This window comes from Streptomyces liliifuscus (genome assembly GCF_016598615.1).
Taxonomy (GTDB): Bacteria; Actinomycetota; Actinomycetes; order Streptomycetales; family Streptomycetaceae; genus Streptomyces; species Streptomyces liliifuscus.
In genome coordinates this window covers 9,684,128-9,709,131 of the sequence record NZ_CP066831.1, presented here as the reverse complement: position 1 = coordinate 9,709,131, position 25,004 = coordinate 9,684,128, and the positions used below count along the sequence as shown (strand labels likewise).

General features: G+C 71.4%; 22 protein-coding genes. 13 read left to right on the top strand and 9 right to left on the bottom strand.

Annotated elements, in window-relative coordinates; genetic code table 11:
- Positions 1 to 31 precede the first annotated feature (31 nt).
- Entirely contained in the window at positions 32 to 889 is an 858-nt protein-coding gene (locus JEQ17_RS42345; protein ID WP_200400210.1) for a LysR family transcriptional regulator, read from the bottom strand.
- A 68-nt stretch (positions 890 to 957) separates the two neighbouring features.
- On the opposite strand from JEQ17_RS42345, the gene JEQ17_RS42340 reads away from it, so the two are divergent.
- Both JEQ17_RS42340 and JEQ17_RS42335 read left to right on the top strand, forming a co-directional pair.
- On the top strand, positions 958 to 1,920 hold the full coding sequence (locus tag JEQ17_RS42340; protein WP_200400209.1) for an EamA family transporter: 963 nt from the start codon (positions 958 to 960) through the stop codon (positions 1,918 to 1,920).
- 210 nt (positions 1,921 to 2,130) lie between these two features.
- The gene (locus JEQ17_RS42335; protein ID WP_200400208.1) at positions 2,131 to 4,122 is read left to right on the top strand and encodes a serine/threonine-protein kinase; all 1,992 of its coding nucleotides are present in this window, start codon (positions 2,131 to 2,133) and stop codon (positions 4,120 to 4,122) included.
- Positions 4,123 to 4,190: 68 nt separating this feature from the next.
- Here the strand turns inward: JEQ17_RS42335 and JEQ17_RS42330 are convergent, their stop codons facing one another.
- The gene (locus JEQ17_RS42330) at positions 4,191 to 5,042 is read right to left on the bottom strand and encodes a helix-turn-helix transcriptional regulator (protein ID WP_200400207.1); all 852 of its coding nucleotides are present in this window, start codon (positions 5,040 to 5,042) and stop codon (positions 4,191 to 4,193) included.
- A gap of 86 nt (positions 5,043 to 5,128) precedes the next feature.
- Between JEQ17_RS42330 and JEQ17_RS42325 the strand changes: the two genes are divergently transcribed.
- Positions 5,129 to 5,932, top strand: coding sequence for an SDR family NAD(P)-dependent oxidoreductase (locus JEQ17_RS42325; protein WP_200400206.1), 804 nt, complete (start codon positions 5,129 to 5,131; stop codon positions 5,930 to 5,932).
- A 36-nt stretch (positions 5,933 to 5,968) separates the two neighbouring features.
- On the opposite strand, the gene JEQ17_RS42320 is transcribed toward JEQ17_RS42325, so the two are convergent.
- Positions 5,969 to 6,754, bottom strand: coding sequence for an inositol monophosphatase family protein (locus tag JEQ17_RS42320; protein ID WP_200400205.1), 786 nt, complete (start codon positions 6,752 to 6,754; stop codon positions 5,969 to 5,971).
- Between the two features lie 54 nt (positions 6,755 to 6,808).
- Here JEQ17_RS42320 and JEQ17_RS42315 point away from each other — a divergent pair, with 54 nt between their 5' ends.
- Complete coding sequence (locus JEQ17_RS42315) at positions 6,809 to 7,708, top strand: LysR family transcriptional regulator (RefSeq protein WP_200400204.1); 900 nt, start codon at positions 6,809 to 6,811, stop codon at positions 7,706 to 7,708.
- 86 nt (positions 7,709 to 7,794) lie between these two features.
- On the opposite strand, the gene JEQ17_RS42310 is transcribed toward JEQ17_RS42315, so the two are convergent.
- Entirely contained in the window at positions 7,795 to 8,403 is a 609-nt protein-coding gene (locus tag JEQ17_RS42310; protein ID WP_200400203.1) for an NAD(P)-dependent oxidoreductase, read from the bottom strand.
- 374 nt (positions 8,404 to 8,777) lie between these two features.
- On the opposite strand from JEQ17_RS42310, the gene JEQ17_RS42305 reads away from it, so the two are divergent.
- The 5 genes from JEQ17_RS42305 to JEQ17_RS42285 all read left to right on the top strand — a co-directional run bounded on the left by JEQ17_RS42305 (position 8,778) and on the right by JEQ17_RS42285 (position 15,937).
- Entirely contained in the window at positions 8,778 to 9,557 is a 780-nt protein-coding gene (locus JEQ17_RS42305) for a GNAT family N-acetyltransferase (RefSeq protein WP_200400202.1), read from the top strand.
- A gap of 150 nt (positions 9,558 to 9,707) precedes the next feature.
- On the top strand, positions 9,708 to 11,894 hold the full coding sequence (locus JEQ17_RS42300; protein ID WP_200400201.1) for a protein kinase domain-containing protein: 2,187 nt from the start codon (positions 9,708 to 9,710) through the stop codon (positions 11,892 to 11,894).
- 807 nt (positions 11,895 to 12,701) lie between these two features.
- On the top strand, positions 12,702 to 13,874 hold the full coding sequence (locus JEQ17_RS42295; protein ID WP_200400200.1) for an MFS transporter: 1,173 nt from the start codon (positions 12,702 to 12,704) through the stop codon (positions 13,872 to 13,874).
- A gap of 186 nt (positions 13,875 to 14,060) precedes the next feature.
- Positions 14,061 to 14,960 carry an NAD(P)-dependent oxidoreductase gene (locus tag JEQ17_RS42290; protein WP_200400199.1) on the top strand — a complete coding sequence of 300 codons (900 nt, stop codon included), beginning with the start codon at positions 14,061 to 14,063 and terminating at the stop codon, positions 14,958 to 14,960.
- A 239-nt stretch (positions 14,961 to 15,199) separates the two neighbouring features.
- The gene (locus tag JEQ17_RS42285) at positions 15,200 to 15,937 is read left to right on the top strand and encodes a maleylpyruvate isomerase family mycothiol-dependent enzyme (protein WP_200400198.1); all 738 of its coding nucleotides are present in this window, start codon (positions 15,200 to 15,202) and stop codon (positions 15,935 to 15,937) included.
- A gap of 76 nt (positions 15,938 to 16,013) precedes the next feature.
- Here JEQ17_RS42285 and JEQ17_RS42280 read toward each other — a convergent pair whose 3' ends face one another.
- The gene (locus tag JEQ17_RS42280) at positions 16,014 to 16,460 is read right to left on the bottom strand and encodes a MarR family winged helix-turn-helix transcriptional regulator (RefSeq protein WP_407700172.1); all 447 of its coding nucleotides are present in this window, start codon (positions 16,458 to 16,460) and stop codon (positions 16,014 to 16,016) included.
- Positions 16,461 to 16,510: 50 nt separating this feature from the next.
- Between JEQ17_RS42280 and JEQ17_RS42275 the strand changes: the two genes are divergently transcribed.
- Entirely contained in the window at positions 16,511 to 18,019 is a 1,509-nt protein-coding gene (locus tag JEQ17_RS42275) for an MFS transporter (protein WP_200400196.1), read from the top strand.
- A 233-nt stretch (positions 18,020 to 18,252) separates the two neighbouring features.
- Positions 18,253 to 18,537, top strand: a complete 285-nt coding sequence (locus tag JEQ17_RS42270; RefSeq protein ID WP_200400195.1) for a DUF6332 family protein — start codon at positions 18,253 to 18,255, stop codon at positions 18,535 to 18,537.
- On the opposite strand, the gene JEQ17_RS42265 is transcribed toward JEQ17_RS42270, so the two are convergent.
- From JEQ17_RS42265 to JEQ17_RS42255, 3 genes are read right to left on the bottom strand one after another with little or no spacing between them, the layout of a single operon-like run.
- Positions 18,498 to 19,163 (bottom strand): response regulator, encoded by a 666-nt coding sequence (locus JEQ17_RS42265; protein ID WP_200400194.1) that lies wholly within the window; start codon positions 19,161 to 19,163, stop codon positions 18,498 to 18,500. The genes JEQ17_RS42270 and JEQ17_RS42265 overlap by 40 nt on opposite strands.
- A complete protein-coding gene (locus tag JEQ17_RS42260) occupies positions 19,160 to 20,464 on the bottom strand; it encodes a sensor histidine kinase (RefSeq protein ID WP_200400193.1) in 1,305 nt (434 codons plus the stop codon). Before JEQ17_RS42260 ends, JEQ17_RS42265 begins: the two co-directional genes overlap by 4 nt.
- A 53-nt stretch (positions 20,465 to 20,517) precedes the next feature.
- Entirely contained in the window at positions 20,518 to 22,848 is a 2,331-nt protein-coding gene (locus tag JEQ17_RS42255; RefSeq protein ID WP_234048570.1) for an MMPL family transporter, read from the bottom strand.
- Here JEQ17_RS42255 and JEQ17_RS42250 point away from each other — a divergent pair.
- The gene (locus tag JEQ17_RS42250) at positions 22,833 to 23,657 is read left to right on the top strand and encodes an AfsR/SARP family transcriptional regulator (protein ID WP_200400192.1); all 825 of its coding nucleotides are present in this window, start codon (positions 22,833 to 22,835) and stop codon (positions 23,655 to 23,657) included. The genes JEQ17_RS42255 and JEQ17_RS42250 overlap by 16 nt on opposite strands.
- On the opposite strand, the gene JEQ17_RS42245 is transcribed toward JEQ17_RS42250, so the two are convergent.
- On the bottom strand, positions 23,612 to 24,346 hold the full coding sequence (locus tag JEQ17_RS42245) for a TetR/AcrR family transcriptional regulator (RefSeq protein ID WP_200400191.1): 735 nt from the start codon (positions 24,344 to 24,346) through the stop codon (positions 23,612 to 23,614). The two genes, JEQ17_RS42250 and JEQ17_RS42245, sit on opposite strands and share 46 nt — an antisense overlap.
- Before the next feature lie 192 nt (positions 24,347 to 24,538).
- On the opposite strand from JEQ17_RS42245, the gene JEQ17_RS42240 reads away from it, so the two are divergent.
- Positions 24,539 to 24,994, top strand: coding sequence for a nitroreductase family deazaflavin-dependent oxidoreductase (locus JEQ17_RS42240; protein WP_200400190.1), 456 nt, complete (start codon positions 24,539 to 24,541; stop codon positions 24,992 to 24,994).
- Positions 24,995 to 25,004 lie beyond the last annotated feature (10 nt).

Genomic DNA, 25,004 nt, shown 5'->3' with positions numbered 1-25,004 from the left:
CACTGTCCGGCGTAGAACTGCCTCAAGCCGGTCAGCCGTTGCGGTACAGGGCCGTGAGCAGCTCGATCGCCGCCTGGGTGGCGGGGTGCGGGTCGTCCCGCCACCAGGCGAGACGTACGGCGATGGGTTCGGCGTCGCGGACCGGCCGGTACACGATGCCGGGCCTGGGGTACTGGTGGGCGGTCGACTCCGCCGTCAGACCGATGCAGCGGCCGCTGGAGATCACGGTGAGCCAGTCGTCGACGTCGGACGTCTCCTCCGTCGCCGGGCGGGCGTCCGGCGGCCAGAGCTCTGCGGTCGTGGTGCCGGTCCGGCGGTCGATCAGCAGCGTGCGGCCGCTGAGGTCCGCGAGCCGGACCGAGCGGCGCCGGGCCAGGGGATCGTCGGCGGCCAGGGCGCACAGGCGCCGCTCAAGGCCGACGATGGCGGAGTCGAACCGCCGGTCCTCCTCCAACGGCCTGCGCACGACCGCGAGATCGCAGGCGCCTTCCGCCAGACCGGCGGTGGCGGAGTTGACACGGACCAGCCGCAGGTCCGACTCGGGATGCGCCTTGGCCCAGCGGCGCTGGAAGGCCGACGTGTGGCGGCCGAGCGCCGACCAGGCGTACCCGATCCGCAGACGCGTATGACCCGACCTGGCCTCCTGGACCAGATCGGCCACCTCCCCGAGCACCCGCCGGGCGTGCGCCACGACTCGTAGTCCCGCCGGGGTCGGCGCCACCTCGCGCGAAGTCCGGCGCAACAGCCGTACGCCCAGGGCGCGTTCGAGCGACGCCAGGGTCCGGGAAACGGCCGCCTGGGAAACGCCGAGCGCGATGGCCGCGTCGGTGAAGCTGCCCTCGTCGACGATCGCGACGAGACAGCGCAACTGCCGTAGCTCCACATCCATGACTCAAGCGTATAGATGGTTCGCCGAGTGCATTTTGCGCAAGAGCCGTCGTGTCACACGCTCGAAGCATGCGAGCCACACCGGCACCGGGCACCACCGCCTCCGTACGCCCCACAGTCACGCCGCGCCGCGCGGTATCCCCGCGCCGGGCGGCCCCGGATCTCCCGGACCCGGGGCCGGGCCCGACGCCGACCGGACGTTCACAGCGGCTCGCCGGTGTGGCCACGATGATCGGCAGCGGCCTGTCCACCCAGACCGGCGCCGCGATCGGGTCCCTCGCCTTCCCCGTGCTCGGTCCTGTCGGGGTCGTCGCGGTCCGCCAGTACGTCGCCGCGGTCGCCCTGCTGGCCGTCGGCCGGCCGCGGCTGCGGACCTTCACCTGGTGGCAGTGGCGGCCGGTGCTGCTGCTTGCCCTGGTCTTCGGGACGATGAACCTGTCCCTGTACAGCGCGATCGACCGCATCGGCCTTGGACTGGCGGTGACCTTGGAGTTCCTGGGCCCGCTCGCCATCGCCCTCTGCGCCGCGCGCCGCCGCGTGGACATCTGCGCCGCGGTCGTCGCCGCCGCGGGCGTGGTGACGCTGATGCGCCCCCAGCCCTCGACCGACTACGCGGGAATGGCCCTGGGCCTGCTCGCCGCCGCCTGCTGGGCGTCGTACATCCTCCTCAACCGCACCGTCGGCCAACGCGTCCCCGGTGCGCAGGGTTCGGCCGCCGCGTCGGGACTCTCCGCCCTGATGTTCCTACCGGTCGGCGTCGTCCTGGTGCTCCGGCACCCGCCGACCGCCGAGGCCGTCGGCTACGCCGTCGCCGCCGGGGTGCTCTCCTCGGCTGTGCCGTACCTCGCGGACATGTTCACCCTGCGCCGCGTACCCGCCCAGGCCTTCGGGCTGTTCATGAGCGTCAACCCCGTCCTCGCCGCCGTGGTCGGCTGGATCGGCCTCGGCCAGAACCTGGGCTGGACGGAGTGGGCGAGCATCGGGGCCATCGTCGCCGCCAACTCCCTCAGCATCGTCACGCGCCGCACCTGACCGGCGCGCGCTCCTCCCGTGCCGCAGCGCGGCCACGACGGCCGAAGGAGTACGCGTGTTCGGCGGAGGCAGAGCCTGCGGACCTCGCACAACCGGCAACTCGAAGCCCGGTAGCCTCTGTTCACGTCAGACGGAAGCTCGTGGTCCACCGGCTCGTGACCCTTCGTGGCGGTGAGTGGGGCGCAGTGCCGACCGAGGGGAGACAGTCAGATGACGAAGCCGTCGACAGGCGACTTCGATGCCACCTCCGGTGGGGTTGGCGACAGAGTCGGCCGGTACCGGCTGCTCAGAACCCTCGGCGCGGGCGGCATGGGCCGGGTCTGTCTGGCGCGTTCGGAGGGCGGGCGCACGGTCGCGGTCAAGCTCATCAAGCCGGAGCTGGCCGCCGAACCCGAGTTCCGCGAGCGCTTCCGGCTGGAGGTGGCGGCGGCGCGCAGGGTGAGCGACCGCTGGACGGCGCCGGTCCTCGACGCGGACACCGAGGCCGAAACGCCATGGGTGGCCACCGGTTACATCGCGGGTCCCTCGCTAGAACACATCGTCTCGCCCCGCGGACACGGCCCCCTCCCCGCCCCTTCCGTACGCACCCTCGCCCATGGACTCGCCAGCGCCCTGCTCGACATTCACGGCGCTGGGCTGGTCCACCGGGACCTCAAGCCCTCCAACGTCCTGATCACCATCGACGGCCCCCGGGTCATCGACTTCGGCATCGCGCGAGCGCTGGACGCGGTACCGGGATCGACCCCGACCAGCTCGGGCGTACTGGTCGGCTCGCCCCGTTTCATGTCGCCCGAGCAGCTCAGGGACGAGCCGGTGGGCCCGGCCGCCGATGTCTTCTGCATGGGCACGGTACTGGCGTACGCGGCGACCGGGCAGACGCCGTTCGGCGGTGGCGGTTCCGGCGGGGTCCACGCCGTGATGTTCCGTATCGCGCAGGAGGAGCCGGACCTGACGGGGATCGAGGAGCCGGTACGGGGACTGATCGCCGACTGCCTCGCCAAGGACCCGGCGGCCAGGCCGACTCCGCAGGAGGTGGTCGAACGGATGCGACCGGTGGCGACCGGCGCCTCGTCGCCGCCGTGGCTGCCCGCCCAGATCATCGCCGAACTGGGGCGCAGTGCCGTCCAGTTGCTCGACACTGATACACCGCCGCACGCGAGCGCGATGGCGGCGCCGGCAGCGACCGCCTTCGTACCGTCGCCCGCGTCGGCCGCGCCCGCGCCTTCGTCCGCGACTGCGTCCGCCGCCTCGCTCGTGACCTGGGAGGAACCGCCCGCGTCGGAACAGTCGGAACGGTCGGAGTGGGGAACCCAGGTAGTGCCCAAGCCGGAGCACGGGCGCACGGAGTCAACTCCTTCGCCGCGCCCTCGCCCGACGGGCAGGGGCCGACGGGTCGCGCTCGCGCTGGCGGCCACCGCCGTGGTGGCAGGAGCCGCGTTCGCCGCGTCGACCGCCGGTCTGCCGCTGCCGTACGGGAGTTCGGAATCCGACTCCGTCTCAGGCTCCGATGACGACGGCGGCGTGACATCCGATGTGCCCAAGGAGTTCGTGGGCATCTGGGCGGGCGAGGTCGAGCGGGACGGGAAGCCCACCGATCAGTTCCGCCGGTTCGTCGTCTCGTCGGGGCAGGTGGGCGAGGTCGTCGCCACCAGCATCAGCCTCGGCAAGGAGTACGAGTGCAAGAGCGACGGCAAGCTCGCCGCCAAGCCGTCCGGCGGCGGTACGTCGCTACGGCTGGACACCAAGGTCGTCAGCAGCGTCCCCTCGGGCTCGTGCTCGGCCCTGGGCGAGCACGTCCTCTCCCGGGCCGACGGGAACACCCTCCGCTGGGAAGCCGCGGGGCGCACCGCCGAACTGCACAGGATCGACGGCCCGGAGGAGCTGCCCGAAGAACTTCTCGGCACCTGGCAGCGCCCACTGGCCAACGGTGGCACGCAGCGCATGACCGTCGAGCGGACGCCGGTGGGCAGCCCGGCCGCCACGCTGGTCTCGGACGGCGGCGGCGAGCACTGCGAGGCCGACATGAACCTGGTCTCCGTGGGGGACACCGGCGGACCTGCGCGCTTCGCACCACCGGCGATCGACCGGAGCGCGTCCTCCGGCCCCTGCCTTCGCGGCGGCTCCTCCACGTTGCGCACCGAGGGCGACACACTCGTACGCGAACTGGCCGACGGGCGACGGCTCACGTATACGCGGGCCTGAGGGACGACTACACGGGCCTGAGGGGCCACCTGGATGCAACGCCCGCCTGGTGTCGGCCCGGCAGTGGCTCAACGGCCCGCGTCCATTCGCTGCGTGCCGATGACCGACAGCAGTCGCAACGCCTCCTCGGACCGTGAGCCGGAGGCGGCGGTGTAGATCACGACCTGCTGGTCCCGGTCGGTGATGTCGAGGGCGTCGCAGTTGACGGTGACCGGGCCGACCAGCGGGTGCTGGAAGGTCTTGCACAGAGTGGGCTCGGCGCTCACGTCGTGGGAGGCCCACAGCCGGGTGAACTCCTCGCTTCCGGCCAGGAGTTCAGAGACGAGCCCGGTCACCTCGGGGTCCTCGGGATAGCGGGCGGCGGTGGCGCGCAGCCGCTGCGTCGCGTTGCGGGCGAAGGCGTCCGCGTCCGACACTCCGTACAACCGCCGCCCCTGCGGATGCGGCCCGAGGAAGACACGGCGTACGAGATTGCGGTCGCGCCGCGGAAGGGCGGAGAAGTCCTCCATGAGGGCGGCCGCCAGGTCGTTCCAGGCGATCACCTCGAACGTCGCGGACGTCACGATGGCGGCGGCCTGCGGCAGCCGGCCCAGCAGGTCGAGGATGCTCTGCCGCACCTCGCGCGAGGGTCCGGGCGGCGGGCCGGGCGGAGCCCCTGCGAGGTGGTGGAGGTGGTCGCGCTCGGCGTCCGACAGGCGAAGGGCCCGGGCCAGCCCGGCCAGTACCTCACGCGACGGGCGCGGGCCGCGGGCCTGCTCCAGGCGCGTGTAGTACTCGGTCGAGATGAACGCCAGCTGCGCCACCTCCTCGCGGCGCAGCCCCGGCGTGCGGCGGCGCGGCCCGGCGGGCAGCCCCACGTCGGCGGGGATGATCCGCTCGCGCCTGCTGCGCAGGAAGGCCGCCAGTTCTCGTCTGTCCACTCCCCCAGTGTGCGCGGGTGGTGGGGACTCATCCAGGTACCGCCGGTGCCTGGATGGGCTTCGCGGACCGGCGCAGGCTCGCTGCCATGGACTACACACGAACCACCGACACATCCGCCGCCCCCGCCGCCCTCGGCCTGCTGGACGGCAAGGTCGCGTTCATCACCGGCGCCGGTCGCGGAATCGGCGCGGCCGCGGCACGGCTCTTCGCCCGGGAGGGCGCCCGGGTACTGCTCGCGGCCCGGACGGAGGCCCAGCTGAAGGCGGTGACCGAGGAGATCCGGGCGGCGGGCGGCATCGCCGACCACGTGGTGTGCGACCTGGCCGACGCGGCCGGCGTACGCGCCGCCGTGGACCGCGCCGTGGACCTGTACGGCCGTCTCGACATCGCCTTCAACAACGCCGGTACGTTCGTGCCGCCGGGCCCGATGGACCAGGTGACCGAGGCCGACTTCGACCACGTCTACGCCGTGAACCTCAGGGGCCCGTGGGTGGCCATGGTCGCCGAGGTCGCCGCCATCCGGGCCACCGCCGGGACGGGGGCCATCGTCAACAACTCGTCCGTCGGCAGCCTGATGGGCAACCCCGAACTGCCCGCGTACGGTGCGATGAAGCGTGCGGTCAACAGCCTCACCGAGTCGGCCGCCATCACGTACGGCCCGGAAGGCATCCGCGTCAACGCCATCGCCCCCGGCAACACGCTGACCGAGATGATCCGTACCTGGGAGTCGGAATCACCCGGTCTCCAGGAGCGACTCCAGGCGCACACGCCGCTGCGCCGCGCGGCCGACCCGGACGAGATCGCCCAGGCCGCCGCCTGGCTGCTCAGCGACCGCTCCTCGTTCGTGACCGGCACGGTCCTGCGGGTCGACGGAGGCGCACGAGCCTGAACCGGGGCCCCGGGAGCGTCGCCCCGCCGAACTCCCTCAGGAGTTGAGCACTTCCAGTGCGGCGGCGTGCACACCCGGCGCGGCGGCGAGGTAGCTCTCGCCGGCCAGTTCCCACGGTTTGCCCTCCATGCCGGTCACGACGCCGCCGGCCTCCTGGACCAGCAGCACACCGGCCGCGTGGGACCGGACGTTGTCGAACTGCCAGTGCAGGTCCATCCGGCCCGCGGCGACCTGGGCGAGCTGCTGGGTCACCGGTACGGAGATCCGTACATGGAGGGCGGAGTTCGTCATCGCGGTGAAGGCGGAGCCCATCCGCTGCGCGAGTTCGGGGTCGTGACCCGGCTGGGCCTGGCCGGTCCCGGCCAGTGCTCCGTCCAGCGACGTCTTGACCGAAACCCGCAGCCGTGCGCCGTTGAGGAACGCCCCGCCGCCCTCGGTCGCGGTGAACATCTCGTCGAGGACCGGGAAGTGGACCACCGCCAGCACCGGGCGGCCGTCACGGACGAGGCTCACGCCGATGTTCCAGTCGGGCATGCCGTGCACGGCGTTGACGTTGCCACCGACCGGGTCGATGAGCCACCACTCACCCGCGGCAAGCGGTCCCGATCCGTGTTCGTCGTTGAGCCAGCCCGCGCTCGGCAGTGCCTCGGTCAACGCCGGGCGCAACGTGTCCACGACGACCGCGTCATTGGCCTGCAAATTCGCGAGCAGTTCGGGGAGCCCGGGCTGACGGGACTCGGTGGAATAGCGCGCCATCATCCGGGCGCCGGCGTGGCGGACGGCGGCGACGGTGGCGGCGAGCAGTTCCTGGCTCTGGGTCATGGGGCACTCCTGAGTTGATCGAAGTGGATCTATATCTTGTTAAGGTTTACTTTCATGCAACTGGACTTGAACCTGCTGACCGTGCTGGACGCCTTGCTCGAAGAGGGCAGCGTGATGGGTGCGGCCGAGCGGCTGCACCTGTCCTCGCCCGCGGTGAGCCGCACCCTCGGCCGGCTTCGCACCGTCACCGGGGACGACATCCTGGTGCGCACAGGCCACTCGATGGCCCCCACCCCGTACGCGGTGTCGGTGCGGGAGGACGTCCACCGGCTGGTCAGGCAGGCGCACGAGGTGCTCTCGCCGATCCGTGAGCTGGACCCGGCCGAGATGGATCGCACCTTCACGATCCAGTGTCACGACGCGGTGGCCGCGTCACTGGTACCGGTACTGGTCGGGAGGATCCAGCGACTGGCTCCCGGGGTGCAGTTGCGGGTGCTGGCGGAGAACTCCGTCGACACCGACGACCTGCGACGCGGCCGCGTCGATCTGGAACTCGGTGGCGGTGGGCCCGATCTGCCCGAGTTCCGGTCCGAGCCGCTCGGCGACGATCGGCTCGTCGTGGCGATGCGCGCGGACCACCCCTGCGCCACCGGACTCGACCTGGCCTCCTACGCGGCGCAGCCGCATGTGGTGATCTCCCGGCGCGGCCGCCTCACCGCGCCGATCGACGACGCGCTGGCCGCCCAAGGCCTGCGGCGCCGGGTGGTCGCGGCGGTGGCGACGGTGTCCACCGCCCTGCAGATCGCCGCCCGCGGCGACACACTGGTCACCTGCACGGCGATCCTCGGCCGCCCGCTCATCGAGGCGTTCGGGCTCGTCGCCCGGCCGCTGCCGATCGAGTCCCCGGCGGCGACGATCAACTGCAACTGGCACCAGCGCTACGATTCCGACCCCGCGCACGCCTGGCTCCGCGAGCAGGTCCGGGCGTCGATCGAGGAGATCACCGCAGGCTGACGATCCGCAGGCTGACGATCCGCAGGCTGACGATCTGCCTGCCGACCGCTGCGCACGCTGACCGCTGCGCATGCTGACCGCTGCGCCTACTCCTCCAGTGGCAGGGCCACGGCACCCGGAAAGCCAGGAGCCTCGGCTTCGTCGAGCATCGCCGCGGCGACGGTTTCCCGGCTGACCTTCGCACCAAGGTCGAAGGGGGGCGCGGCCTCCAGGCCGACCGTGCGTCGACGGGGGCTTTCCGGCCCGTCGGCGAGCATCCCGGCGTGGAAGACGGTGCCCCCGGCCGCGAGAACGGTGTTGTCGGCCTCGACCTTGTCCGGGAGCCGGTCGCCCAGCACCTTGGCGAGCACGCCCGCCCCTTCCCCCGCCGCTTCGGCCGACTTGCCCGTGCCGTAGGCACCGAGCCAGATGACGCGCCGAGGTCCGGCGGCGACAAGGGCCCGGGCGCCGGTCAGAAGAGTCCCGGCCCGGTCCGTGCCGAGCGCGGAGAGGACCACGGAATCCCCGTCCACGACGGCGGCGATACGGGCCGCGTCGTTCACGTCGCCCGCGACCTTGCGCAGGTTCGGGGAATCGGGCAGGGCGATCTTCTCGGGATCACGCGCGACGGCGGTCACGGTGTGACCCCGTCGCAGCGCCTGTCGAGTGAGGGCGATTCCGGTCCGACCGGAGGCCGCGAGGACGGTGAGGTTCATGCCGAGAACGTTAGGGAGGCCATCACTTAACATCAAGTGCATGCATCTGACTTGATAAGTTACCCAGACGCAATCAAATCTTTCGGGAAGGTCCACGGAAAGGCCTACGGAAAGGTCTTCGGGAAGGCTGGAGCGCTGCTGTCGGGAACTCCCTTGCCTCGCACCTCGAAGGTGTGGAAACGTCCGTCGAGTTCTCCAGCGCGCTGATGACGGCGGCCCACCAACGCGGTGCCCGATGCACCGCCCTCGCCTCTCGGCGCCGAGGTGATTCCCGGTCGATGCCGGGACCACGAGCCTGCGTGGCTCTCGATCCGTATGTACGTACGGCGGGACCGCTCTCCGTCATTGCTGTCTTTCGTGAGGTCATCCATACCGTGGACATCGACGTCCAGAGCTTTGCCGTCATCAACCTCCGTCGCCGCCCCGAAGCGACTGAAGTCGGCGGTTTCATCGCGGGGTTCGACCCCTCGACCACCAGCCCCTACGTCAACTACGCGACGCCTCTGCCCGGCGCCCGCCCGAGCGGACGGGACGTCGCAGCCCTGATCGACGCATTCCGAGAACGCGGCCTCGAGCCACGCCTGGAGTTCGCTCCGGACGGCGCGCCCGCCGTGGAAGCGGCCCTTCGGCAGGCGGGGTTCACCACGGAGGCCGCGCACGAGTACCTGGTCTGTACTCCCGCCACCCTGACGATGCCGCCGGCCGTCGGCACGACCCACCCCGTGAGCCTCGTTCCGCCGCGGGTCGAAGCTCCGCGCTCGGACGAGGAGTACGCGTCGATCGATGCCGCACTGTCCGAGGCGTTCGCCGGGGAGTTCCCCGCGTCCGCGGAAGGCGCGGCCAGGCTGCGCCGGATCGAGGCGGGCGGCGGGGCCGTTCGCTTCGTGCGGGCCCCCGACGGTGGCTGCGCCGGTGCGGCCTCCTGCTCCGCGCCGGCCGTGGGCACGGCAGAGCTGGCGGGCGTGGGCACCCGGCCCGCCTTCCGGGGGCAGGGCATCGCCGCCGCTGTCACGGCGGCGCTCAGTGAGGCCATGTTCGCCCGCGGAGCACGCTCGGTCTGGCTGGAGTACGGGGGTGAGGGGTCCCGTCGCGTCTATGAACGCGTTGGCTACCAACCCCATGGCACCCGCCTGTACATGACGCTCGAACGATGACACCCGGGCGGAATCTGCGACCCGCGCGCCGACTGTTCACCGGAAGGGCCCGGGAGACGGGCACTAGAGTGAAGGGTCCCTGTCAGAAGACTCCCTGTCAGAAGAACGCGGGCCGGAACCGTCCGGGCGAGAATTGGTGAAGGAGCCAGGGTGACCCTGCGCGAGAACGATCCGCGGTCTGTCGGCGGCTATCGGATCGAATCGCGGATCGGGACCGGCGGCATGGGTGTCGTCTATCTCGGCAGATCGGCCTCGGGGCGGGCCGTCGCCGTCAAGGTCGTACACACGAGGTATGCCGACAACGCCGAGTTCCGGGCCAGGTTCCGGCAGGAGATCGTGGCCGCGCGCCGGGTCAGCGGTGCGTTCACGGCGCCGGTCGTGGACGCCGACCCGGACGCGGAACGACCGTGGATGGCAACGGCGTTCGTCCCGGGCCGCACACTCACCGAACGGGTCGCCGAGGCGGGTCCGCTGGACGGGCGGGCACTGCGCCGCCTCGGCACCGAACTCGCCGAGGCGCTGCGTGAGATCCACCGCGCGGAGGTCGTGCACCGGGACCTCAAGCCGAGCAATGTGCTCCTGCTGGAGGGTGAGGGCGACGACGGGGCGGCACGCGTCATCGACTTCGGCATCTCGCGCGCGGCCAGCAGCGATGTCCGCACCCAGACGGGCATGGTGATGGGCTCACCGCCCTTCATGGCACCGGAGCAGTTCAGCCGCCCCCGCGAGGTGGGCCCCGCCGTCGATGTCTTCTCGCTGGGCGCGGTACTTGTGTACGCGGCCACCGGGCGCAGCCCCTTCGAGGCGGAGAACGCCTATCTCGCCGCGTACAACACCGTGCACAGCGAGCCCGAACTGGGCGGGCTGCCGGAGCCGTTGCGCCCGTTGGTCTCGGCCTGTCTGGCGAAGGAGCCGGCGGACCGTCCGACGTCGAGCGAGGTGCTGGACGCGCTGACCGGCCTGCCGGAGGAGCCGACTGACGACGGGTCCAAGTCCGATTCCGCGTCCGAGTCCGAGTCCGACGAAAAACCGTCCCGGATCCCGGTGACCGTGCCGCCGGAAACAGGAACGCTGTCGCTCTCGGGCCCGAGGCCGAACGAACGGAAGCGCCGCAGAACCTGGCTGTGGACCGCCCTCGTCGGCGCGGCCGTCCTCGGCATGGCGGGGACGGCCTCGGTCACTGTGCTGGACGACGATCGGGCGGGCACGGTCGACGGTGCCGACACGCGGGTGACGCCCCGTGGTTCGGTCCCGGCGGGCTGGAGTCCGTGGCACAACGCACTGGAGCCGGAGGTGAAGGACGACGATCCGATGCCCTTCGGCCCGGCGTGCGTTCCGGACGCGCTCGGCGTCTTCTGCTCCTCTCCGCAGGTCGCCCTGATGCGTCTGAGCTCCGCGACGGGCCAGGTGGAATGGACGAAGCCCATGAGCCGGAAGAAGGTCAACGGGTACACGCTGCGCGAGCCGGTCGTCCGTGAGGGTGTGGTGTTCGTCAACAGCTCGGACCGCTCCGAGGGAGTGGACGCCTTCGACGGCAGGACGGGCGCACGGCTGTGGCATGTGGACGGTCCGGTGGGCGACTTCGCGTACCTGAGCGGGGTGCTGCTCGTACGGCTGGACGAGCTCGGACCCTCCGACACCGCGCGCTTCGCGGCGTACGAGCCGCGCACGGGTGAGGAACTGTGGCAGCGCAAGCTGGCCTCCGCGTCGGCGAGCCCGTTCCACGAGGGGTCAAAGGGGACTCTCTACGCCGATCTGCGCGACGGTTCCGGGGGCATAGCCCGCCTCGACGCACGCACCGGCAGGACCCTGGGCAACGTCGAGGCGCCCAAGGGCGATCTGTGGCTGGCCACGGTCCACGACGACACGGCGTACTACGCGCGCTGGGACGACAACACCGGGGTCTCCGCGGCCTTCTTCATCCAGGACCTCGACAGCGGGAAGACCCGCCGAATCGACATCCCCTGGAGCGTCGAGCCGGAAGCGCCGCCGCTGGTGCACGGCGACACCATGTACATCTTCGACTACGGCAACGAGACCCTGCTCGCCCTCGACCTGAAACGCGGCAAGCCGCTCTGGACCAGCTCCCGCGACCTGCGCGTCTTCAGCGAACCGGCCATCCACGACGGCCGGTTGTACGTCACGATGCCGGACACCAGCATCCTTGCCCTCGATCCACGCACGGGCAAAGAGATCGGACGTACCGCCTCGTCCTTCGACACAGGGGACCGCTCCTTCGAGGAACTCACACCGAACTCGGTGCCACCGCTCCTGGTGGGCGGCGTCCTGTACGGGGTCAGCGGCCCGGGGGTCTTCTCGGTGGCCGACGTTCCCTGAACACCGAGACGGTGGGCCGAAGCGGTTCGCCGCCGCACGTGCAGTCGGCGGACTTCGCATCCGAGGTGGCCAGTTGAACTTCAGAGTTCGCTGCGGGCAACTCCTGCTCTCGCCTCTCGGCGGCTGTGCATCGGTGCTGAGTTCTGCCGAACAACACTGCTGGGCATGGCAGTTGGGTGACCATGGAGCCACCTGCGGCAGGAGCGGTCTGTCGGGTTCGGAGGCTGCTCGCCGAGAAACCGCCTGTGATGTTGCGCGTCGACGCGGCGGCCCCCATCGCAATCCCTGGTTCTCCTGGGCTGAGGACCTGTGGCGGTGGGTGAACGGCACACTCACCGGTTTGGGGGGACTAGCCATGTCCGTGAGCGCCATCGCCGCCGTGATCGCCATGGCGGTACGCCGAAGGCGCATGGCCGACAACCCGGACGATGCAGGTGCCCCTGCCCCTGCACTCGGCGCTGACCTACTGCCGGTGCCGCTTCCCGAAGGAATACGCCCTGGGCAACAAGATCGACCATCCCGGCACGGTCTACGTCCGCGAAGACGATGGGTGCACCGCCCTGCCCATTCAATGGGGACGAGTAGCCCTCGGAAGGCGACAGGGGCCCGCGACGACTGTCTCGGTCAACCGCTACGCGCCACTGGGGTCCATAGACCGCCGAGGCGTTTCCTTGCGGCACCCGAAGCCCTTGGCGATCAGCCACCCGCTCGCACCCGCCTACGCCCGTCCACGCCCTTGCCCAGCCCCCGGCTGACACCTAGCCTGAGTTTGTGCCGCAAATAAACAAATCCCGAACGCACAACGACGTGCCGGGACACAGCAACGACCTCAGCCGACTCCGGATCGCCCTCACCACCTTCTTCGCCCTCGACGGCTTCATCTTCGCCGGGTGGGTCGTCCGCATTCCCGCCATCAAGGAACAGACCGGCGCCTCCGCCAGCACACTGGGCCTCGCCCTCCTCGGCGTCTCCGCCGGAGCCGTCGTCACGATGATGTTCACCGGCCGGCTCTGCCGCCGCTACGGCAGCCACCCCGTCACCGTCGTCTGCGGCATCCTGCTCTCCCTCAGCGTCGCGCTGCCGCCCCTCACCCACTCCACCTGGGCACTCGGCGCGGTCCTGTTGATCTTCGGCGCCGCGTACGGCGGGATCAACGTCGCCTTCAACAGCGCCGCCGTCGACCTGGTGGCCGCCCTGCGGCGGCCGATCATGCCCAGTTTCCACGCGGCCTTCAGCCTGGGCGGGATGGTCGGCGCAGGCCTCGGCGGACTGGTCGCGGGCTCGCTCTCGCCGACCCGGCATCTGCTCGGTCTGACCGTGATCGGCCTGCTGGTGACGGCTTTCGCGGGACGCGCCCTGCTGCGGTACGAGTCCCCCGTACCGCGGACGGCCCCCGGAAAGCCCGAGGAGCGTGCACCGCGCCGACCGGACCCCCGTACGCGTCGGCTGGTCGTCGTCTTCGGTCTGATCGCCCTCTGCACGGCCTACGGAGAGGGCGCCCTGGCCGACTGGGGCACACTGCACCTGGAGCAGGACCTGGACGCGCACCCGGGCATCGCGGCCGCGGGCTACTCGTGTTTCGCGCTCGCCATGACGATCGGCCGGCTCTGCGGGACCACTCTCCTGGAGCGGCTCGGGCGGACCCGGACGGTCGTCGCGGGCGGCACTTTGGCCGCCATCGGCATGCTCGTCGGATCGCTCGCCCCCTCCGTGTGGGCGGCCCTGCTCGGCTTCGCCGTCACCGGCATCGGCCTCGCCAACATCTTCCCGATCGCCGTCGAACGGGCCGGCGCCCTGGCCGGCCCCAGCGGCGTCGCCATCGCCTCCACGTTCGGCTACGGCGGCATGCTCCTCGGGCCACCCGCCATCGGTTTCATGGCCGACTGGTTCTCCCTGCCCATCGCCCTCACCAGCGTGGCGACCCTGGCCGCGGTCGCAGCCGCCATCGGATACGGGACACGGCGGGCGACCGCCGACTGATGGCCTCGGCTGATGACGTCGGCTGATGACATGGTCGGTGCCGCCGCCGGGTGAGCCTCTCTCTCCCCCCCCCGCAGCCCGGTACCTCGCGCCAGCCCGACACCGCCACGGCACAGCACGCCACGGCAGGGCAAGGCAGGGCACAGTGGTAACCGACGCACCATACGGATCAGGAAAGTTGATGTCATGACCGACAAGCTCACCGTCAGTGTCCTCGGCACCGGGATCATGGGCGCCGCGATGGCCCGCAACCTCGTCCGCGCCGGACACACCGTCCGGGCCTGGAACCGCTCCCGCGACAAGGCCGAACCCCTCGCCGCCGACGGGGCACTCGTCGTCGGCACCCCCGCGGAGGCGGTCGAGGGCGCCGATGTCGTCCTCACCATGCTGTACGACGGTCCCGCCGCGCTGGACGTGATGCGGCAGGCCGCGCCCTCCCTGCGTGCCGGCACCACGTGGGTGCAGTCGACGACCGCCGGGATCGAGGCCATCGGCGAACTGGCCGACTTCGCCCGGGAGAAGGGCCTGGTCTTCTACGACGCGCCCGTTCTCGGCACCCGACAGCCCGCCGAGGCAGGCCAGTTGCTCGTCCTGGCCGCCGGTCCGGTCGACGGCAGGGAGGCCGTGACGCCGGTCTTCGAAGCCGTCGGCGCCCGTACGGTGTGGACCGGCGAGGACGGCGCGGCGGGCAGCGCCACCCGTCTGAAGCTCGTGGCCAACAGCTGGGTCCTCGCCGTCACCAACGCGACCGGTGAGGTGCTGGCCCTGGCCAAGGCCCTGGACGTGGAGCCGCAGAGCTTCTTCGACGCCATCGCGGGCGGCCCGCTCGACATGGGCTACCTGCGCGCCAAGGCCGGGCTCATCCTCAACGACCAACTGTCACCGGCCGCCTTCGCCGTGGGCACGGCCGCCAAGGACGCGCGTCTGATCGTCGAGGCCGGCGAGCGGCACGGCCTGCGTCTCGACGTCGCCGCCGCGAGCGCCGAACGCTTCGCCCGCGCCGCCAGCCAGGGCCACGCCGACGAGGACATGGCCGCCGCCTACTTCGCGAGCTTCGACGAGAAGGGCCCGAACACCCGGGACTGACACCGGAGTTGGACGCACCGGCCACCAGCTGATGCCGAGTCGCGTACGACGCCTGCCCTGCCCTGCCCAGCCCTGCCCAGCCCAGCCCAGCCCAGCCCAGCCCAGCCCCGGCATCGTCGCCGCACCATCGGCTCGGTGCTCAGCCGTCACGGCGCGAACATCGTGACCCTCGGCCGGCACGCCGCCTGCTGCCCTCCCGCTGCCCCCTGAAGCCCGCTCCATCCGGCACACTCCCCTACATGGAGATTGCCGAGCTCATTCGAAGCCTGGACCGGGAAGGCGGCTTGCTGGCCGAGGCCGCGGACGAGGCCGGGGCCGACGCCAAGGTGCCGACGTGTCCGGAGTGGCAGGTGCGGGACCTGTTGCGGCACACCGGGATGGTCCACCGCTGGGCCACGGCGTTCGTGGCCGAGGGACACACCTCGTACCACCCTGACGGCGGCCTGCCGGAGCTGGACGGTTCGGCGTTGCTGACCTGGTTCCGGGACGGGCACCGCATGCTCGTCGAGACGCTCGCCACCGCCCCTCCCGACGTGGAGTGCTGGAGTTTCATGCCCGCCCCTTCGCCGCTCGCCTTCTGGGCACGTCGGCAGGCCCACGAGACGACCGTGCACCGGGTCGACGCGGAGTCCGCACGCGGCGGCACCCCGACCGCGGTCCCCGTGGACTTCGCGGTCGACGGCATCGACGAACTGCTGCTCGGCTTTCACGCCCGCAGCAGGAGCAGGGTGCGGACGGACGAGCCGCGCGTCCTGAGGGTGCGGGCCGCGGACTCGGACGCCGTGTGGAGCGTACGGCTGTCGGCCGAACCCCCGGCGGCCGAGCGGGGCGAAGTGGCGGCTGCGGACTGCGAGTTGGCGGGGACGGCCGCCCAGCTCTATCTGGCGCTGTGGAACCGCCGCCCGTTCCCGAGCGTGACAGGAGACTCGTCGATCGCAACACTGTGGCGGGAGAAGTCCGCGGTCACCTGGAATTGAGCGACGGGCGACGGGCGACGACACACTCGGCGGGCGGACGGCCGACCGCCTCAGCGACTCACCCGCCCCAGCCACTTCACCCCGCGGAGCCACCCGCCAGCATCCGCCCCAGCACCGCCCGCTGCACCGGCAGTACCTCGCCGTGCAGCGTGCGCCCCTTCGGCGTGAGGGCGACTCGCACACCACGCCGGTCCTCCGGGCACATGCAGCGCTCCACGAGGCCGTCCTTCTCCAGGCGGCCGATCAGCCGGGACAGCGCGCTCTGGCTCAGATGAACCCGCTCGGCGATCTCCTGGACGCGGTACGAGCCGTCGCCGCCGTCGGCCGGCGCGGTCGTGGCCAGTACGTCGAGGACCTCGAAGTCGCTTGCACCCAGGCCGTGTTGGTGCAGCGTCCGGTCCAGTTCGCACAGTGTGCGCGCATGCACCGACAGGATGTCGCGCCACTGGTCCACGAGGCCCTGCTCGGCCTTCTCGACAGCCGCCATGGCCCGCACCCTAGCAAAAAACCGCCTTTGTTGCATCCGCATTAAATGCGCTTGCATTGAATGCATGCGCATGTACTGTGTGGCGCATGACCTCTCCGCTCACCACCCCCGCGGCGCCGTCCTCAGCCGTTCGCTGGACGCCTCGCCTATGGGGCACCCTCCTGGTGCTCTGCGCCGCGATGTTCCTGGACGCGCTGGACGTGTCGATGGTCGGCGTCGCCCTGCCGTCCATCGGTTCCGAACTCGATCTCTCCACCTCGACCCTGCAGTGGATCGTCAGCGGCTACATCCTCGGCTACGGCGGCCTGTTGCTCCTCGGCGGACGCGCCGCCGACCTCCTCGGCCGCCGCCAGGTCTTCCTGGTGGCGCTCGCCGTCTTCGCGCTCGCCTCGCTGCTCGGCGGGCTCGTCGACTCGGGCCCGCTGCTCATCGCGAGCCGGTTCATCAAGGGCCTGAGCGCCGCGTTCACCGCTCCCGCGGGCCTGTCGATCATCACCACGACGTTCCCGGAGGGCCCGCTGCGCAACCGCGCGCTCTCCATCTACGTCACCTGCGCCGCGACCGGCTTCTCGATGGGCCTCGTCCTGTCCGGGCTGCTCACCGAGGCCAGCTGGCGGCTGACCATGCTGCTGCCCGCGCCCATCGCGGTCATCGCCCTGATAGCCGGTCTCAAGCTCATCCCGCGCAGCGAGCGCGACCGCACCCACCGCGGCTACGACATCCCCGGCGCCATCCTCGGCACCGCCTCGATGCTGCTGCTCGTCTTCACCGTCGTCCAGGCACCCGAGGTGGGCTGGGCCTCGGCCCGTACGCTGCTGTCGTTCCTCGCGGTGGCCGTTCTGCTGACCGTGTTCGTACGCGTCGAGCAGCGCAGCCCCAGCCCGCTGATCCGGCTCGGCGTACTGCGCTCCGGCAACCAGATCCGGGCCCAGTTGGGCGCGATGGCGTTCTTCGGCTCGTACGTCAGTTTCCAGTTCCTGGTCACGATCTACATGCAGTCGCTGCTCGGCTGGTCGGCGCTGCACACCGCGCTCGCCTTCCTGCCAGCGGGCGCGCTGGTGGCGCTGTCCTCGACGAAGATGGGCGCGATCGTCGACCGGTTCGGCACGCCGCGGCTCATCGTGGCCGGCTTCGCCCTGATGGTCGTCGGCTACGCCCTGTTCCTGCGGGTCGACCTGGACCCCGTGTACGCGGCGGTGATCCTGCCGTCGATGCTGCTGATCGGCGCGGCCTGCGCGTTGGTCTTCCCCTCGCTCAACATCCAGGCCACCAACGGCGTGGACGACCACGAGCAGGGCATGGTGTCGGGTCTGCTCAACACCTCGGTGCAGGTGGGCGGCGCGATCTTCCTCGCGATCGTGACGGCCGTCGTGACCGCGAACTCCACCGAGAGCTCCTCGCCGCAGGCGGTCCTCGACAGCTACCGTCCGGGTCTGGCCGTCGTCACCGCGATCGCCGTCGTGGGCCTGCTCATCACGGCCACCGGACTGCGCGGGCAGCGGACGCGGCAGACGACGATCCTGGTCGCCAAGTCCGAGGACGTACGGGACGACGAGCGTGAGCGGGAGGACGAGCGGGTGGCTGCCCGCGACTGACCCCTGGCATCGACTCACCCCCGGCCCGCGACTCACCCCCGGCCCGCGACTGACCCCCGGCCCGCGTCTGACCTCTGTCCCACGACTGGCTCCTCTTTCTCAACGGCATGCGCCCGGCGGGCTTCCCTGCTCGCCGGGCGCGTCTTTCGCCGGCCCGCCGGGCGCGCTTTTCCCTGCCCCGCCGGGCGCGTCTTTCCTTGCCCCGCCGGGCGCTCCCCTGTGAGACTGCCGGTATGGGACAGACCAGGGGGCGGCGGACTCAGTCCGAGCGGGACGAGATGACCGTCGAGATCGGATACGCGTTGTTCAGTGCCGCGTTCGCCGCGGCGGTGGCGTTCGGGGCCCTGGCCGGACCGGCGCTGCTCTTCGACCTGCCGGTCACCATCGAGAAGGTCCAGCTGGCGGCCGGGACCTCACTCGCGGCCGTGCTCTTCATCTTCCGGGTGGCCAGTGTGCTGGTCCGTTTCAGGCAGGCGCCTCAGCCCAACCAGCCCGGCCGCACCAGCCCCGACTCGTAGGCGAGCACGACCAGTTGGGCCCGGTCGCGGGCGCCCAGCTTCACCATGGTCCGGCTGACGTGGGTCTTCGCGGTCAGCGGGCTGACCACCAGCCGGCGCGCGATCTCGTCGTTCGACAGTCCGATGCCGACCAGCGCCATCACCTCCCGCTCCCGCTCGGTGAGTTCGGCGAGCGCCCCGGCGGCCGCAGGCTCCTTGGAACGCGCCGCGAACTCGGCGATCAGCCGACGGGTCACGCCCGGCGACAGCAGTGCGTCGCCCTCGACCACCGCCCGCACCGCGCGCAGGAGTTCCTCCGGTTCGGTGTCCTTGACGAGGAAGCCGGACGCTCCGGAGCGGATGGCCTCGAAGACGTACTCGTCCAGCTCGAACGTGGTGAGCATGACGACCCTGACGTCGTTCAGGCCGTCGTCGTCGGTGATACGGCGGGTCGCGGCGAGGCCGTCGAGCAGGGGCATGCGGATGTCCATCAGCACGACGTCCGGCCGCAGTTCGCGCACCGCGCGCAGCGCCTCCTCGCCGTCGGCGGCCTCTCCGGCCACCTCGATGTCCGGCTGGGCGTCGAGGAGTGCCTTGAAGCCTGCGCGGACCAGTGACTGGTCGTCGGCGAGCAGTACGCGGATCACCGGTCCTCCTTGAGCTTGAGGGGTTTCTCGGGCCTTTCGGACGCCCCGCGCGAGTTCTTGAGCGGCAGCAGGGCCAGCACCCGGAAGCCTCCGTCCTCGCGCGGTCCGGCCTCGATCGTGCCACCCAGGGCCGCGGCCCGCTCCCGCATTCCGGCCAGTCCGTTGCCGCTGCCGCCCGCGTCCTCGCCGGTCGCGGGTCCGTCGTCGTCGATACGGAGCGTCAACGCGTCGCGCGCGTAGTCGACCCGCACGCGCGCGTGCCGCGATCCGGAGTGCCGTACGACGTTGGTCAGCGCCTCCTGGATGACACGGAAGGCGGCGAGGTCGGCGCCCGGCGGCAGGGCCCTGCGCTCGCCCCCACTCTCGACGTCGACCGTCAGTCCGGCGCCCGCCGCCTGCTCGACGAGTTCGGGGAGCCGGTCGAGGCCGGGCGCCGGCGCGCGCGGCGCGTCTCCGGGCGTACGGAGTGTGTCGAGGACCTGGCGCACCTCCCCCAGGGCCTCCTTGCTGGCGGCCTTGATGGTGGTGAGCGCGGTGCGTGCCTGTTCGGGGTCGGAGTCGAGCAGCGCGAGGCCCACGCCCGCCTGGACGTTGATGACGGAGATGCTGTGTGCGAGGACGTCGTGCAGTTCCCGGGCGATCCGCAGCCGCTCCTCGTCGGTGCGCCGCTTGGCCGCCTGCCGACGCTCCGCCCGGTCGCGGTCCCACTGTTCACGGCGTACCCGGGCGAGTTCGGAGACCGCGAGGATGGCGACCATCCAGGCGGCGATGGCGACCTCCTCGCCCCACGAGGAGACCGGGTCGCCCTTCGGCGGCAGCCACTGGTAGAGCCAGTGCCCCACCAGGAGGTGGACCACCCACAGCGTGCCGAGCGCGGTCCAGGCCGCCCAGCGCTGCCCGGCCACGATCGCGCTGAAGCAGGCGAGCGCGACCGTGAGGAAGATCGGCCCGTACGGATATCCGGCGCTGAAGTAGACGAGGGCCGTGGCCGCTGTGCCGAACACCACGGCCACGGGATACCGCTGCCGCCACAGGAGCAGGGCGGCGCCCCCGAAGAGGAGGAGCCGTGAGAGGACGTCGAGCTGTTCCCGATCGGGCTGTTGCTCCGCGGCGAAGTTGCTGCCGACGAGGACGAACACGGTGAGGAGCAGCGTCGAGCGCCACGGCCAACGCGGACGGCCGCCGCCTTCTTCCTCCTCGTCGCGGCGGTTCCACCACGGAGGGCCGTGCCGCCGGCCCCAGGGCGGGCCGCCCCCGGCCCAGGGGGGTCCACCCCACCGGCGTGTGCGCTGCTCTTCCATGCCTGCCACGCTAGACGCCGGGGGTCGCCGGAGGCGTCAGCCGAGCGTGGTGATCACACGTACTCCCGGCGGAGTACCTGCTCCGGCCCGGGCTCGGCGGCCTCCCTGATCCGGAAGCGGCGCAGTCGCTTCGGCGCCCACCAGTTCGCGCGCCCCGCGAGCCGCATCGTCACCGGCAGCAGGACCACCCGGATGAGGGTCGCGTCGACGAGGATCGTCAGGGCAGTGCCGATGCCCAGCTCCTTCAGGAAGACGACGCCTCCGGTGGCGTACGACAGGAAGGACAGCGCGAGGATGCCGGCCGCCGCCGTGATCAGCGGGGCGCTGCGCCGGATGCCCTCGGCGACCGCGCGCTCGGTGTCGCCGGTGCGGTCGTGCTCCTCCTTGATACGGGACAGCAGGAAGACCTCGTAGTCCATGGAGAGGCCGTACGCCACGCAGAACATCAGCACCGGGATGCTCGGCTCGATCGAACCGGTCGGCGTGAAGCCGAGCACTCCGGAGAGGTTCCCGTCCTGGAAGACCCACACCAGGCAGCCGAACATCACGGCCAGGCTGAGCAGGTTCAGGACGGTCGCCTTCAGCGGGAGCAGCACACTGCCGGTCATCAGGAAGAGGATCAGGTACGTCGCCCCGAGGACGAACCCGGCGGCGAGCGGCAGCCGGTCGAGGAGCGTGGCGCGGAAGTCGGTGGTCTCGCCCGGGTAGCCGCCGACCAGTACGCCGTCGGGTGCGGCGGTGTCACGGACACGTTCGACGAGCGCCGGTACGTCCCCGCGCATCGCCTCCTGAGTGGGCACCAGCGCCAGCCGTACGCGGCCGTCGGGCGCCGTGAGCCGGTCCTGGCCCGGCGCTCCCGTCTGCTGCCCGTCGCGGTAGGTGCCGGAGGGGGCGTCGACCTGGAACACGCCCGGGATCGAGGAGAGTTGGGCTGCGTAGGCGCGTGTGGCGGCCGTGGTCGTGGGCGCTTCGGTGGACGCATCCGTGAGTTGTTTCGGGCTCGGTTTCGCGAGGACGACCTGAATCGTGTCGGTCGGCTCCGCGGGGAACTCCTCGTGCACGATCTCGGAGGTGGTCCGTGAGGAGGTTCCTTCGGGGAGGGCCCGCTCGTCGGGGAGTCCGAAGCGCAGCCCCAGGAGGGGCGAGGCGGCGAGGAGCAGCACGGTGAGCACTCCGGCGCCGGCGAGCAGCGGGCGGCGCATGGCCGCGAGCGCCGTGCGGTGCCAGAAGCCGGACGTGCGGGCGGCGGGCCGTTCGACCCGGTGGCCCCAGCGGGCCAGGGCCGCGGGCAGGAAGACCACCGCTCCGGCCACCGCGGTCACCACGACGAGGACACCGGCGTACGCGAACGAGCTGAGGAAGAAGAACGGGAACACCAGCAGCGCGCACAGCGACACCGCCACCGTCACTCCGCTGAACACCACCGTGCGCCCGGCGATCGCGGTCGCCCGCACGACGGCATCGGGCCCCGGGCGCCCGGCCGCGCGTTCCTCGCGGTAGCGGCTGATCACGAACAGGCTGTAGTCGACGCCGAGTCCGAGGCCCAGGACAAGTGCGAGGTTGGCCGCGAACGTCGAGACCTCGGTGAACTGCGCGATCGCGCGCAGCCCGGCGAGCGTGCCCAGTACGGACAGCAGACCGACCGCGACGGTCAACAGGGCGGCCGTGGCGCGCCGGTAGACCAGGACGAGGAGGAGCAGGACGGCGGGCAGTGCGAAGAGTTCGGCGCGCAGGAAGTCGGTGCGTGCCTGTTCGCCGACCTGGCGTGAGATCTCCTCCTGACCGCCCACCTGGACGGTGAGTTCATCAGTCGTGCGCGTCAACCGCGGTGAAAGCGTGGCCAGTTGCTCGCGTGCTTCCGTTGCGCTGCCTTCGAGGCGGACGAGGACGAGCGCGCGCCGGCCGTTGGTGCCGCGCAGGGCACGGCTGTCGGCGTCCCAGTACGACGTGATGTCGGTGACCAGGGGCAGCCGCTCCACCTCCCGGGCGAACGCGCGGGCCGCCTCCCGCGTTCGGGCGCTGTCCACGTCACCGTCGCGGGCCGTGACGAGCAGCGCCAGGTTGGGGTTGCCGGTGCCGAACTCCTCGCGCAGTACGTCCCCCGCGCGCACCGACTCCGTGCCGGGCGAACTCCAGCGCGCGAGGTCCAAGTCCTGCTGGGCACCGGCCCCGTAGGCGGCGAGGCCGAGGAGGACGAGGAGTACGCCGATGAGGACGGCGCCGCTGCGCCGCACCGCCAGGCGGCCGAGGCGGGTGAGCATCGTGGGGTGGCCTTTCTCCGGGGATCCGTAGCGGCCACGGTCGTCGGCGCCGCTGACCGTCCGCTGGAAGATCCACTGGAACGCCGGTGCCGGGATACTCTCGACGCATGGGCGAGGGGACACCGAAGGGCTTGCGCGAGAGCGGTTCGGCCAAGGGGGCCTCCGACGGCCTGCGCTTCGAACTGCTCGGCCCGCTCAGGGCGTTGCGCGACGGAGTCGAGGTGCCGCTGGGCCCACCGAAGCAGCGCGCCGTACTCGCCGTACTGCTCCTCCAGGAGGGGCGCCCCATCTCGTACGACACCCTGGTCGAGGCCGTGTGGGGAGGCGCCCCGCCCCTGCATGTACGCAACCTCGTGCAGAAGTACGTCTCCGGGCTGCGCCGATCCCTGGGCGGCGCAGCGGAGTTGGTGTGGACGGGCAGCGGCTACCGGCTCACCGGCGCGGAAGCCGACGACCTGCGCGAGCGGCGGCGATGGGTGGACGAGGCGCTCGCGGCGCGCGACGCGGGTGAGCTGCGGCGCGCGGCTGAACTGGTCGCGCGGGCCGAGGAGTTGTGGCGCGGCGAGTTCGCGGAGGGCCTGCGGGCGCCCTATCTGGCGGCGGAACGGCTGCGCTGGGCCGAGAAGCGGCTCACGGTGCTGGAGGCCCGACTGGCCGGCGAGATCGAACTCGGCAGGTCCTTCGAGTACGTCCATGAGCTGGTCCGGCTCGTCGCCGCGCACCCGCTGCGGGAACGGTTCGTGGAGCTCTTGATGCTCGCGCTGTATCGGACGGGCCGCTCCTCGGACGCGCTGACCGCCTACGAGGCCGCACGGCAGCGGCTCGCCGAGGCACTGGGCGCGGACCCGGGGCCGCCGCTGCGGTCACTGCACGCGCGGATGCTCCGTCAGGATCCCGCCCTGTTGCCCCGGCCGCCCGTGCCGGTGTCCTGAGGGAACACGAGGCCCACACCATGACCGAGTTGGGCGACGGCGTGCCGGAAGAACGGCTCGCGGTCCTCCACGACTCGGTTGAACTGCCCGAACAACTCGAAGCCGACGAGTCCGTAGAGCTGCGCCCAGGCCGCGACGAGCGCGGTGACCACCGCGGGCGGCAGGTCCGGGGCGAGATCCTCGGCCAACCTCCGTGCCTCGGGCCCGAGTTCGGCGGGCAGCGGAGGAAGGGCGACGCCTGCGCCCTGGTGCGTGTCCCGGACGATGCCGATGAGGAGCAGCCCGACGCGGGACGCCGCCGGCACGGTGGTGGGGGGTGCGGTGTACCCGGGCACGGGCGATCCGTAGATCAGCGCGTACTCGTGCGGGTGCCCCAGTGCCCACTCGCGTACCGCCTCGCACACCGCGGTCCAACGGCGGATCGGTCCGGCGTCGGCAACCTTGGCGTGCGCCGCCTCGGCGGCGGCGCCGAGCGAGTCGTAGGCGTCGATGATGAGCGCGGTCAGCAGGTCGTCGCGGCTGGGGAAGTAGCGGTACAGCGCGGAGGAGACCATGCCGAGCTCGCGGGCCACGGCCCGCAGGGAGAGCTTGGCCGCACCGTCCTCGGCGAGCTGTCTGCGCGCCTCGTCCTTGATGGCCGCGGTGACCTCGATCCGGGCTCGGGCGCGGGCTCCTTTGGCGGTACTCATGCGCACCAGTGTTCCATATTTCCAGAGCAGTGCACACAAACGAGAGCGGTGCACTCTACAGAGATCGGCGCACACAAAAGAGAGCAGCGAACCATTACGAGAGCACTGCTCTTGCTTTGGATCACCGATCTCGTGCACACTGCTCTCAAGCGAGAGCAGTGCTCACACTTTCCGCCCCAGGAGGAAGTCACCATGACCACGTCCACGCACGTGAAGAAGCCCGGCTGGTTCACCGTGAACGTCCTCAACCGGACCGTCGCCTGGATGACCCGCCGCGGCTTCAGCGTCTGGGGCTCCCGGGTCCTGGCCGTCCGCGGCCGCAAGAGCGGCGAGTGGCGCACCACCCCCGTCAACCTGCTGACCTTCGACGGCCGGCAGTACCTCGTCGCCCCGCGCGGGCACGTCCAGTGGACGCACAACATGCGGGTCGCGGGCGGCGGCGAGCTGCACCTCGGCAAGAAGGTGGACGTGTTCACCGCCGTGGAGGTCGCCGACGACGACAAGGTCCCGCTGCTGCGCGCCTACCTCAAGCGCTGGAAGGCCGAGGTCGGCGTCTTCTTCAACGGCGTCGGCCCCGACTCGTCCAACGAGGAGCTGCGGCGCATCGCCCCGGACCACCCGGTCTTCCGGATCACCGTCAAGAGCTGAGCCCGCCCCG